The 11,864-nt window shown below is 66.9% G+C and carries 10 protein-coding genes; 6 read left to right on the top strand and 4 right to left on the bottom strand.

Annotated features, from left to right (window positions below; all coding sequences use genetic code 11):
* From infB to Uis4E_RS12005, 3 genes are all read left to right on the top strand, one after another.
* Window positions 1–2,389, top strand: a 2,389-nt coding sequence (infB, locus tag Uis4E_RS11130; protein ID WP_165784977.1) for a translation initiation factor IF-2, incomplete at its 5' end; no start/stop codon positions are given.
* 243 nt (window positions 2,390–2,632) lie between these two features.
* On the top strand, window positions 2,633–3,175 hold the full coding sequence (gene rbfA, locus Uis4E_RS11125; protein WP_101623221.1) for a 30S ribosome-binding factor RbfA: 543 nt from the start codon (window positions 2,633–2,635) through the stop codon (window positions 3,173–3,175).
* Between the two features lie 60 nt (window positions 3,176–3,235).
* A complete protein-coding gene (locus Uis4E_RS12005) occupies window positions 3,236–4,630 on the top strand; it encodes a tRNA pseudouridine synthase B (protein WP_165784976.1) in 1,395 nt (464 codons plus the stop codon).
* A 19-nt stretch (window positions 4,631–4,649) separates the two neighbouring features.
* Here the strand turns inward: Uis4E_RS12005 and Uis4E_RS11105 are convergent, their stop codons facing one another.
* Window positions 4,650–5,711 carry a hypothetical protein gene (locus Uis4E_RS11105; protein WP_165784975.1) on the bottom strand — a complete coding sequence of 354 codons (1,062 nt, stop codon included), beginning with the start codon at window positions 5,709–5,711 and terminating at the stop codon, window positions 4,650–4,652.
* Window positions 5,712–5,935: 224 nt separating this feature from the next.
* Here Uis4E_RS11105 and Uis4E_RS11100 point away from each other — a divergent pair, with 224 nt between their 5' ends.
* The 3 genes from Uis4E_RS11100 (at window position 5,936) to ribF (ending at window position 9,236) form a co-directional block, all read left to right on the top strand.
* Complete coding sequence (locus tag Uis4E_RS11100) at window positions 5,936–6,631, top strand: response regulator transcription factor (RefSeq protein WP_165784974.1); 696 nt, start codon at window positions 5,936–5,938, stop codon at window positions 6,629–6,631.
* A 645-nt stretch (window positions 6,632–7,276) separates the two neighbouring features.
* Window positions 7,277–7,975 (top strand): histidine kinase, encoded by a 699-nt coding sequence (locus tag Uis4E_RS12000; protein WP_165784973.1) that lies wholly within the window; start codon window positions 7,277–7,279, stop codon window positions 7,973–7,975.
* 136 nt (window positions 7,976–8,111) lie between these two features.
* On the top strand, window positions 8,112–9,236 hold the full coding sequence (gene ribF / locus Uis4E_RS11090) for a bifunctional riboflavin kinase/FMN adenylyltransferase (RefSeq protein ID WP_101623217.1): 1,125 nt from the start codon (window positions 8,112–8,114) through the stop codon (window positions 9,234–9,236).
* An 86-nt stretch (window positions 9,237–9,322) separates the two neighbouring features.
* Here the strand turns inward: ribF and Uis4E_RS11085 are convergent, their stop codons facing one another.
* The 3 genes from Uis4E_RS11085 to radA form a co-directional block, all read right to left on the bottom strand.
* Window positions 9,323–10,093 carry a DUF1829 domain-containing protein gene (locus tag Uis4E_RS11085; RefSeq protein ID WP_101623216.1) on the bottom strand — a complete coding sequence of 257 codons (771 nt, stop codon included), beginning with the start codon at window positions 10,091–10,093 and terminating at the stop codon, window positions 9,323–9,325.
* Window positions 10,090–10,548: a DUF6978 family protein gene (locus Uis4E_RS11080; protein ID WP_101623215.1), complete on the bottom strand. Its 459-nt coding sequence runs from the start codon at window positions 10,546–10,548 to the stop codon at window positions 10,090–10,092. Before Uis4E_RS11080 ends, Uis4E_RS11085 begins: the two co-directional genes overlap by 4 nt.
* Window positions 10,549–10,617: 69 nt before the next feature.
* On the bottom strand, window positions 10,618–11,864 hold a 1,247-nt coding region (gene radA, locus Uis4E_RS11075; RefSeq protein ID WP_101623214.1), incomplete at its 5' end, for a DNA repair protein RadA.

Below are 11,864 nucleotides of genomic sequence, written 5' to 3'. Positions count from 1 at the left end.
GTCCGGCGCCCCGACGCCGGGTCCGCGCAACGAGCGTCGCGGCGGCCAGCAGGGCGCGCCGCGTCCGGGTCAGGAGCAGGGCGGCCAGCGCCCGCACGCCGCGACCCCGGGTCCGCGTCCGGGCAACAATCCGTTCAGCCGCAAGCAGGGCATGCACACGCCCACGCCCGGCGACATCCCGCGTCCGCATCCGATGGCGCGTCCGACCGTGAACGACAGCCGCAACGGCGGCGGTCGTGGCCGCGGCGGCGCCCGCGGCGGCTTCCGCAACGGCCGTCCGGGTCAGGGCGGCGCGCCGCGTCCGGGCCAGTGGGGCCACAACCGTCCGGGTCAGGGCGGCGCGCAGGGCGGCGGCGCCCGCGGCGGCTTCCGTTCCGGCACCGGCACCGGTAACAACTTCCAGGGCAACAGCGGTCCGAGCAACGGTCCCGCGCGCGGCGGCGGTCGTGGTCGCGGCGGCGCGGCCGGCGCGTTCGGCCGTCAGGGCGGCAAGAGCTCCAAGGCCCGCAAGAACCGTCTGCAGAAGCGCAGGGAGTACGAGGAGATCAAAGCGCCGACTATCGGCGGCGTGCGCATCCCGCGCGGCAACGGCCAGACCATCCGCCTGCGTCAGGGCGCTTCCCTCGCGGACCTCGCGGAGAAGATCAACGTCAATCCGGCGGCCCTCGTCACCGTGATGTTCCATCTCGGCGAGATGGCCACGGCCACGCAGTCGCTCGACGAGTCCACGTTCCAGATCCTGGGCGAGGAGATCGGCTGGAACATCCAGATCGTCTCCGCCGAGGAGGAGGACAAGGAGCTGCTCCAGCAGTTCGACATCAACCTGGACGAGGAGGAGCTGCAGGAGGACGAGGACCTCAAGCCGCGTCCGCCGGTCGTCACCGTCATGGGCCATGTCGACCACGGTAAGACCCGACTGCTCGACACGATCCGCAAGACCAACGTCATCGAGGGCGAGGCCGGCGGCATCACCCAGCGCATCGGCGCCTACCAGGTGACGGTCGAGCTGGACGGCGAGAAGCGCAAGATCACGTTCCTCGACACCCCGGGCCACGAGGCGTTCACCGCCATGCGTGCCCGCGGTGCGGAGATTACAGACGTGGCGATCATCGTCGTGGCCGCGGATGACGGCGTCATGCCGCAGACCGTCGAGGCCATCAACCACGCGAAGGCCGCCCACGTGCCGATCGTCGTGGCCGTCAACAAGATCGACAAGCCGGGCGCGAACCCGGACAAGGTGCGCGGCCAGCTCACCGAGTTCGGCCTCGTGCCGGAGGAGTACGGCGGCGACACCATGTTCGTCGACATCTCCGCCAAGCAGAACATCAACGTCGACAAGCTCCTCGAAGCGGTGCTGCTCACCGCCGACGCGGACCTCGACCTCAGGGCCAACCCGGATATGGACGCCCGCGGCGCCACCATCGAGGCGCGACTCGACAAGGGCCGCGGCGCCGTGGCGACCGTGCTCGTCCAGCAGGGCACCCTGCATATCGGCGACGCGATCGTGGCCGGCACCTCGTACGGCCGCGTGCGCGCCATGCTCGACGAGAACGGCAAGCACATGAAGGAGGCCACCCCGTCCACGCCGGTCCAGGTGCTGGGCCTGACCTCCGTGCCGACCGCGGGCGACCTGTTCCTCGTCGCCCCGGACGACCGCACCGCGCGTCAGATCGCCGAGAAGCGCCAGGCCACCGAGCGTGCCGCGCAGCTCGCGAAGCGCCGCAAGATCGTCTCCCTCGAGTCCCTGAAGGAGCAGTTCGCCAAGTCCGAGGTGGACATGCTCAACATCGTCATCAAGGGCGACTCCTCCGGCTCCGTCGAGGCGCTCGAGGACTCCCTGATGAAGATCGAGGTGTCCGACGAGGTCGGCATCCAGGTCATCCACCGCGGCGTCGGCGCGATCACCCAGAACGACGTCAACCTCGCCACGGTCGACAAGGCCGTCATCATCGGCTTCAACGTGCGTCCGAACCGTCAGGTGCAGGACCTCGCCGACCGCGAGGGCGTGGAGATCAAGTACTACTCGGTCATCTACCGCGCCATCGAGGACATCGAGGCGGCCCTCAAGGGCATGCTCAAGCCGGAATACGAGGAGGTCGTCACCTCCCACTCCGAGATCCGCGAGATCTTCCGCTCCTCCAAGTTCGGCAACATCGCCGGCGTCATGGTGCAGGACGGCGAGGTCAAGCGCGGTACGAAGTGCCGTATCCTGCGCAACGGCGTCGCCACGGTCAACGACCTGGAGATCTCCTCGCTGCGTCGTTTCAAGGACGACGTCACGTCCGTCAAGGAAGGCTACGAGGCGGGTATCAACCTCGGCACCTTCAACGACATCGAGCTCGGCGACATCATCGAGACCTTCGAGATGCGCGAGGTCGAGCGCAAGTAAGTGCATCGGTCGCCTCCGCGGGAAGCGGAGGCGACGTATTCATGCTCCCGCTGGCGGGAGCTGTCGGCGAAAGCCGACTGAGGGTGGTTCCCGGCGGTCTCGGACAGTTCCGATGGTTCCGGAGGCCGCGGCGAACCACCCTCAGACTCGCTTCGCGAGCCAGCTCCCGCCGGCGGGAGCACGTTGTATGGGCTCTTCTTCTCCGGAGTCCGGAGGCGGGAGCGAATCATCGAAAGGACTTTCATGGCAGGAACGAACCCCCGCGCCGCGCGCATCGCGGCCCTGATCCAGCGCGTCATCGCGTCCTCCATCGAACGCGAGCTGCATGACAAGCGACTGACGAACATCACCATCACCGACGTGCGCGTGACCAACGATCTGCAGATCGCCAAGGTCTACTGGACGCAATACGGCCACGAAGGCAAGGAGGCGGGCGAACGCAAGCGCGCCCAGCAGGCCCTCGACCAGGCGAAAGGCCATCTGCGCAAGCTCGTCGGCCACAAGGCCGGCCTGCGCCTCACCCCGCAGCTCCAGTTCGTGTTCGACGAGGTGCCGGGCGAGGCCCATGAGATCGAGGACATCCTCGCCATCGCGCGCAAGCGCGACGAGGAGCTCGCCAAGGCGCGCGCCACCGCCCAGTACGCGGGCGACGCCGACCCGTACAAGCACGACGAGCCGGAAGACACCGACGCCGAGTCGGACGGCTTCGACGGCGACGATGCGGATTCCGATGACGATTTCGACGACATGGACGATTTCGACGTCACCGCGAACGACGCCGAGTGACGACCATTACCTCGACCATTGACTCCCCCCGATGAGGGAAGGAACCGCGGAGGTGCCGGAATGCCGATGACCACCACCACATGCGCAGACGGTCTGCTGATCGTCGACAAGCCGCAGGGCGTGACCAGCTTCGACGCGGTCGCGGCCGTGCGCGCCGCGCTGCACACAAAGAAGGTCGGCCACGCCGGCACGCTCGACCCGATGGCCACCGGCATGCTGGTCATCGGGTTCGGCCGCGCCACGCGTCTCCTGCAGTACATCGTCGAACACGACAAGACGTATGAGGCGACGATCCGCCTCGGCCTCGCCACCACCACCGACGACGCCGAAGGCGACATCATCCCGCCCGACGACGCCTCCCTCCGCTCCCGCTGGCGGGAGCTGGCGGCGCAGCCTTTGACCGGCGTATCGTCTTGCTCCCGCTGGCGGGAGCTGGCGGCGGAGCCGACTGAGGGTGGTTCCCCGGATGCGTCGGATGGTGACGCCACGAGCGCCGCCCGTCTCCGCGCCGTCATCGCATCGACGATCGCCGAACGGTTCACTGGCGACATCGAACAGATCCCGAACACGTTCTCCGCGATCAAGATCGACGGCAAACGCGCCTACGACCTCGCGCGCGCCGGCAAGGACGTCGCGCTGAAGGCGCGGCCCGTCCACATCGCCGAATTCACCATGCTCGCCACGCGCGAAGGCCTCGCGAGCACCAGCGACGCCGCCTCCCCGCTCGTACCCCGCTCCCGCAACGGCGCCGATGCGCCGCAACTTGACCCCACGTCCTGCTCCCGCTGGCGGGAGCTGTCGGCGCAGCTGACTGAGGGTGGTCTCGAAGTCGAACAGACGGAAGCCGTCGTCCCCGTCATCGACGTGGACGTGCGCGTGAGCTGCTCGTCCGGCACGTACATCCGCGCGCTCGCCCGCGACCTTGGCGCGGCGCTCGGCGTCGGCGGGTATCTCACCCGCCTGCGCCGCACACGCGTCGGCCGGTTCGCGCTGTCCGACGACCGTTCCGGTCTTGCGCAGACGACCGTTCTCCCGGCCGTCACGGACGCCGGAATCGGCGATGATGCGACCGGAACCGGCGAAACCGCGACCGCCACGATGCAGGCGATCGCCGCGCACGCCGAGCCGAAGACGTTCACGAACCGCGACGGCGAGACCGTCACGCGCAATCGTTGCGTGCTCGACACGCCCGCCGGCCTGTCCGGCGACGCGCGTGGCGACTGGCTGCGCGCGCGTGCCGTCGGCATGGCCGACGCCGCACGCGGCGCGATGCCGGTCGTCGCCATCACCGCCGACGAGGCGCGTGAACTGCGATTCGGCCGCCGCATCGACCGCGAACTGGAGAAGGGCGTCCACTACGCCGCCATCGTGCCGGAAACGCGCGATGTGGCCGCCATCATCGAACGCGCCAACCGCACCCAAGCCAAGCCCGCCGTCGTCTTCCCCGCGGAGTGAGCGGCGGCGCGACGGGGCGCTACTCGTTGACGGCGGTGGTGGCGAGCTGGTGCCGGGCGTTGGCGAGGATGGTGGCGGAGAGGCGTTTGATGGCGTCCATCGTCGACTGGTTGTCGCGCACGGCCTGCGCCTCGTACTCATAGGTCACGTCGGTCACGGTGCGCATCAGATCGCTGGACGCCTTGCACCCGGCATCGGCGACGGCGACGGCCCGCTCCTCGTCGGTGACGGTGTGGGCGACGCCAGACGCGCCGTGCGCGGGACCGCTCTGCGCATAGTGCTTGGCGATGTCGCGCGGATCGTCGTACCCGTAGCCCTTGCCGGCCATGCACGCCTTCCATTCGCTGATCGCCCCGGTCACGCGGGCGTCGCGCAGGGCGTTCTCGTCGGCGTTGCGCCGGGCCGCGTCATAGGTGCCGATCCGGGCGAACCATTCGGCGTCGTAGCCCAACGCGGCGGTGGTCTGGTTGTCGCAGCCGGTACCGTCCTGGTTCGCCAGCGCCTGGACGTAGCCGGGGGAGGAGGGCGCTTTGAGCGTGGCGTCGCCGGAAGCGGATCGCGCGGACCGCGCTTGTGCGTTCGCGGTGGTCTTCGACGATGTGGTCGCCTTCGACGACGCGGCGGGCTGGTCGGACTCGGCGGTCCGGTACATCTTGTCGTACTGCGGCGCATACCCGTAGTCGCGCGCCCAATCGACGGTGAGCGGCCCCCATTCCGGCGCGTACGTCGCCTCCGGATCGTCGGTGCGCGTCTCCAAGCCGCCGGTGTACTCGTACCGGTAGCCGCGTTCCGCCATGCACGCGGTGTTCATCATCACGATGGCCTGTTCGACCGTGCGCTGGTCGTCATTCCCGAGGAAATACCCGTCGAACGGCGACGTGGTCGTGAGACCGGCGATGTGGCCGTCGTCCGTCGTGCGCGTGCCGGCCGGCACGTTCGCGGACTGCGATCGCGCCGCGCCGTCGCTCCGGTCCGCGACGGCGGTTCCGGCGCTTGCGGCGTCGCTCTGCCCGCATCCCGCGCACAGCAGCATCGTCGCGGCGATCGCCGCCGCCGTCCTCATCAATCCGTGCATCCGCATGTTCGAGACCTCCATGACGATTACGATCCGGTCGTCGACCGGTACGATCCGATGTGATTTTCCGGTGAGAGTGATGCGACATCCATAGTGATGCGACATCCATGGTGATGTGGTGTGATTCGTTGCGCCTCACCGTAACCCGCGATCGTCCGCCCATTCCAGCGACGTGCAGGAAACTGCAGACGCGACCGTGCGAAAGCGCGGGACGACTATCCTTGGGGCACATGGGAGTACAGGAATCCGCGACATTGGGGGAGCATCTGCGCATCGGCGTGCTGGACAACGACGCGTGCGCGCTGGAATGCATCGTCCGCATGGTGCGGTCCTGCGCGCGCGGATTCCGCCGTCCCGTCGATGTCTGGTCCACGACGTTCCCCACGGAGGCGCTGATGCTCTGCGCCGACGCGACCCGCCCCACGGACATCCTGCTCGTCGACATGGCGCTCAACGGCGTGACGGGGCCGCAGCTCGCCCCGGAGATCCTCAAGCGCTCGCCGTCGACGCGGCTGATCGGACTGACCTCCTACGATCCGCAGACCTACGCGGAAAGCGCCCGGCAGGCGGGCATCGCGCCGCTGCTGGACAAGGCGACGCTCGCACGGACGCTCGCGCCCGCCATCGCGCAGGCGGCGCGGCGGCGCGACGGAACGGACGGCGACGGCGGTGTCGCGGCGGCGGATGCGGCGGATATCGCGCCGCGGGCGATGGCGGCTGCGATGCCGGATTCCGGCATGCTGACGCCCCAGGAGACGCGGATCGTGGCGTTGAGTCTCGGATCGTTGAACGCGAAACAGATCGCCGCCCGACTGAACATCTCCGCCGATACGGTGTTCTCGCATCGGCGCAACATCAGACGGAAACTCGGTGTTAAGACATGGTATGAGGCGCTGGACCGCTGCCGTGCGCTCCACATCGTGTGAGCGGATGCGTGGTTCCCGACGGCGGCGGTGCCCGATGAGGGAGAGCGGCAACGGCCGTGGTATTCGATGACGGTGGAACGGTGAGAATGGTGGCATGTGATGAGCGGACGCGTGACTGGTGAACGTCTGACGGGTGAACGACTGTGGCAACGGATTCCGGCCGCGGTGCGGGCGCACGTCCCGCATCCGTACATGTCGCTGCTCATACTGGTTCCTGGAACCATCTGTGTTGCCGAAAGCATCTATCTGTGCGTATCCGTGGACGATAACCGTGCGTCGCTGGCTCTTCTCGTATGCAGAAGCATCTGCGTCGCCGCCTTCGTATTGACTCCGGAATGGGGATCGTATGCGGTGTGCGGCATGGCTGCGTTGGATCTGATGTCCAATATCCGAGCGCCGTTTACGACGGTGGTGCTGGCTTTTCTCGCATTATCGATAATCAGCTACTTGCACATGCGACGTGGGATCCTATGCGGTGCTGTGGTGTCGATATGCGCGTTCATCGCTAGCGGGACGGCACCTCGCTCGTTGATGGGGAATGGCGGCTCGTATTCGTTCGCGGCTTTCGTGGTGGCGTTCATCTGTATCGGTGGAATCATCAAGACCACGGGTGACACGCGTGCAGAGCGTCAGAAGAATCTGAGTATGGAAAGCAACCGGCAGATCGCCGGCAGGCTGCACGATTACACGACGAACGATCTCACCGACATCGTCATGCTCGTCGAGCACATGCGGCGGAACGTTCCGGATGAGGCGACGCGGCGGCAGCTGGACACGGTCCGAGACACCGCCGTCGACGCGTTGCAGCATACGAGGCAGGTCATCCGGACGTTGCGCGCTGAGGAGACTCCCGCGGAGACCTCGTCCGCGGAAGGCACGTCCCGAACGGCTTCGGCGGCGTCGGCGCGCACGCTGCGGCGGACCGTCGACCGGTGCCGGCGGACGCTCGCCGATATGGGGATGGACGGCGACGTCCTCGTCTTCGGACGGCCGGACGCGTCGATGACCGCCGAGGCGGCATCCCTCATGCAGGGGCTCGTCAGGGAGCTGTTCGGCAACATCGGTCGACACGGCGACCACGCACGGCCCTACATGGTGATGATCTCCTATACGGGCGAATGCGCCGTCGTCGAAACGACGAACGCCATACGCGATGCCGGCGATGGGGAATCCGATACGACCGCCGGATTGCGTTCGGGACTCGCGCAGTACCGGCTGCTCGTCGAACGGCATGGCGGGACCTGGCGGGAATCATGCACACGACGCCGGTGGACGTTGCGCGTGGAGATTCCGAATACGTTGCCGGATGCCGCGCGAGATGCGAGGTGGGATCGTCGCGGTTAGGCGCGGATAGGCGCGGGCCTCTTGCTCTGGGCGGGTGGATCGTGGCCACTTCGTCGCCGTTTGCTAGAGTGGTCGCGGCGAAATCGGGCCGCGATTGGCCGTGGCCATCACCGTGGCGACGAGTATGAGGAGCGCAATGGACATCACCTATCTGACCCCTGACGAGACCGGCGACGTCGAGTGGCCGTCCTTCGACAACGACAAGCGATCGGTCGTCACGGTCGGCGCGTTCGACGGCATGCACCGGGGGCATCAGGCCGTGGTCGACCGCGTGGTCGAACTCGCGCGCAAGCATGACGCGTTCTCCATCGTCATCCTGTTCGACCCACGTCCCGCGTTCGTGCACGGCTGGGCCGCCGCGCACGACGGCGAGGAGCCGGGCGCGGACGTCATCGACGCGAACGCGCTGAGCGGCGTGGACGACCGTCTCGCCTACCTGGAGCAGGCGGGCGTCGAACACGTGCTCGTCGTGCGCTACACGCTCGCGTTCGCCGCGAAATCGTACATCTTCTTCCTCGGCCGACTGGTCGGCAAGATCGGCATGCGCACGCTCGTGCTCGGCTCCGACGCGGCGATGGGCGCGGGCCGCAAGGGCGACGTGAAGGCCATCTCGAACCTGGCCGCCGGCGCCGGCGTGTTCGAACTCGACGTGGTCGACGACCGCGGTCCCGGCGACGTGCGCATCCCGCGCGACTGGAAGCCGGAAATGCCCGCCGAATGGGGCGAGCCGGCCGACCCGTTCGCGAACGCGACCAAGGCGGAACGCCGCGCGTGGAGCAAGAAGCATCAGGCGAAGCTGGCGCGCGCGTGGAGCTCCACGAACGTGCGCTACCTGCTCGGCCACGGGCGCATCAAGGACGCGAACGCGATCCTCGGCCGCATGCACAGCGTGGTCGGCGAGGTCGTGCACGGCGAGGAGCGAGGCCGCACCATCGGATTCCCGACCGCGAACCTCGGCGACGACGTGATCGGCTACCTGCCGGTCGACGGTGTGTACGCCGGCTGGCTCGTGGACGGCGACAAGCGTTGGCCCGCCGCCATCTCCATCGGCACGAAGCCCACGTTCAGCGAGAAGACCGGCCTCAACGAGCGCGTGGTCGAAGCGTACGCGATCACCGACGACTGGCTGGAGCTCTACGGCCACAAGGTGCGCGTCGAATTCGCCGGATTCCTGCGCCCGCAGGTCAAGTTCGACGGCGTCGACGCCCTGAAGGCCGAGCTCGCCCGCAACGTCGAGGAGACCAAGCGCCTCACCGCCTGACGTGGCGACGGCGACGGGTGCTCACGTTCGCGCATGGCCGCAAGCGCGGCCTGCCGGCGGCATAGGTATAAGGAAGGTCTCTATGCCTATGCCGCCAGCTCGATGGGAGCGCGTTCCCGCAACTCGGAGTAAGCGATGACGCTCACCCCGTAGTTGCGGAACGCCTGTACCGCCCCATCCCCTAAATCGCCGTTCCGGTCGTCGCCGATGACGATGAGTTTGGAATCCTGCCGCTGCGGGTCTCTCATGGTGTCGTTCCATCCGAACATGATGCTCTGCATGGTGGCCTTGTCCAACCGGTTAGGGGCCTGACAGAATCGCGTGGGATGATTGGGGCTGCGCTGGAACAGAAAATCGAAGTTCACATCATAACCGGATATGCCGCGCACCTGCACGTTCTCCGTGTAGTACACCCCACATTCGGTGAGTTCAGTGGCGACGTCCTCGGCGAAATACTCGGAGACGCGACGCTGGGATGCCTCCATGACGGCGCCGATGCCGTTCAACGCCTGGACATACCGGTTCAACGCGTCGGCACGCCCCTCGTCAGAGGACAGGGTGATGCTCCCATCCGATTCGATGCGGGCACCGTATTTGCGGGCGATGCGTTCCACGCGTCCCCGTCGTGCCTCGGTAAGCGTGATGCCGTTCTGACGGAACGCTTCGAGCGTATACCCGTCATCGGTGAAACGAATGGAACCGCCAATGGTTTTGGCATAGAAACACAGGTCGTCATTGGATCGGTCGAGAAACGGCAGCGTGATTTCCTGCCAATCGCCGAGCATGCGGGAGGAGGATTCACGCGAAAGCCATTCCCCGTACTCCTCAATGAGGGTTTCGGCATCGATGACGGTCATAGCAGACTCTCCTGAAGATGAGGTTTGCGAATCACATGGAACTTGTCCAGCAACAGTATTGTATCCTCGACGAAATCCGGGGATTCGATATCGGCCGGATAGGCATTCCAGTCGTCTTCGTTCTCCACATAGATATGCCAATGCGTGCCGCCGACCTTGGTGCCATCCGGGTTGGTGTGTCGTGATCCGTTGACGCAGAGGCGCAGCAACGGCACGCCAAGGCGTGTGATGCGTGCGGACATGGAATGTCGGTCGGCGTTGAGCGTCCCCTGATAGACGGCGATGGTGAAGTCCTCTTCATCCGCATCCGCCGCCACATGGAATTCGGCGTCATGCTCTCCGGCGGCAGGCATGCGGAACACCGTTTCAATCGCGTGTTTCGTTTCCTGGATCAGACGATCCGCCTCGTCCTGCGACAATGTGAAACGGGATGACCGTGTTCTTTTCCTGACCATGAGCTACTCTTTTCCGCGGTGCTATGTCGCTGTGGTGTTGATATCCGAATGGAATTGTGCCGAATGCCGCTACAGCAGCACCCCCAATGCGGATTTGAGGGTGGCGACCTGCACGATGGCGAGGCCGGGGATCTCGACGCGTTTGCGCAGGCGCGGCACCACGGCCGTCGTGAAGCCCAGACGAGCCGCCTCGCGCAGACGGTACTCCAATCGCGGCGCTGGGCGCACCTGACCGGTCAGGGAGATCTCGCCGATCGCGCACGTGGTGCGGGGGATCGGCGCATGCTTCGCCGCGCTCGCCAACGCGGCCACGATCGCCAGATCGCACGCCGGCTCCTTCGCGAGCCCGCCTGCGATCGTCGATATATAGAGGTCGTTCTGCAGCAGGTTCACGTGGCCATGCCGGTACAGCACGGCCACGAGCATTGCGATGCGGTTCGAATCCACGCCGTTCACCGCGCGCCTCGGCGTCGGCAGCACCGAATTCGTGACCAGCGACTGGATCTCGATCGGCAGCGAACGGTGGCCGTCCAACGTGAACGTCACGCACGTGCCCTCCACGGGGGAGGAGCCGCCATCCCCGTCAGCGCCGTCTCCCGCATCGGCACCACCGCCGGACAGGAACAACCCGGCGGGGTCGGTCACCTCCTCGATGCCCTCGCCGCTCATGTCGAAGCAACCCACCTCGTCCGTCGGCCCGAAACGGTTCTTCACCGCGCGTAGCATGCGCAGCGCCGTCTCGCTGTCGCCCTCGAACTGGCACACCACATCCACCAGATGCTCCAACGTGCGCGGGCCCGCGATCGAACCATCCTTCGTGACATGGCCGACCAGCAGCACCGGCACGTCCAGCGTCTTCGCCACGTCGATCAACGCGCTCGCCACCTCGCGCACCTGCGTGGAACCGCCGGAAATGCCGTCCACATCCTGCGAGACGATCGTCTGCGCCGAATCGACGATCGCCAGCGTCGGCCGCTCACGCTCGATCAGACCCAGCACCGTGCCCAGATCGGTGGTGGCGGCGAGCAGCAGGTTCGGCTCCACCGCGTCGATGCGCGTCGCGCGCAGACGCACCTGCCCCTGCGACTCCTCGCCCGACATGTACAGCACCTTGCCGCCCGCCGCCGCATGGGCGCGCGCGATGTTGCCCGCCGTCTCCAACAGCAGCGTCGACTTGCCGATGCCCGGCTCTCCGGCGATCAGCACCACCGAACCCGGCACGATGCCGCCGCCCAGCACCCGGTCGAACTCGGAGAACCCCGTCGGGATGCGCGTCACGTCGTCCGTGCCGACCTCGGTGATCGGCACCGCCGCCG

The organism is Bifidobacterium parmae, from assembly GCF_002860365.1.
Lineage (GTDB): Bacteria > Actinomycetota > Actinomycetes > Actinomycetales > Bifidobacteriaceae > Bifidobacterium > Bifidobacterium parmae.
The sequence above is the reverse complement of the archived record's forward strand: the minus strand, read 5'-3'. Positions and strand labels throughout refer to the sequence as shown.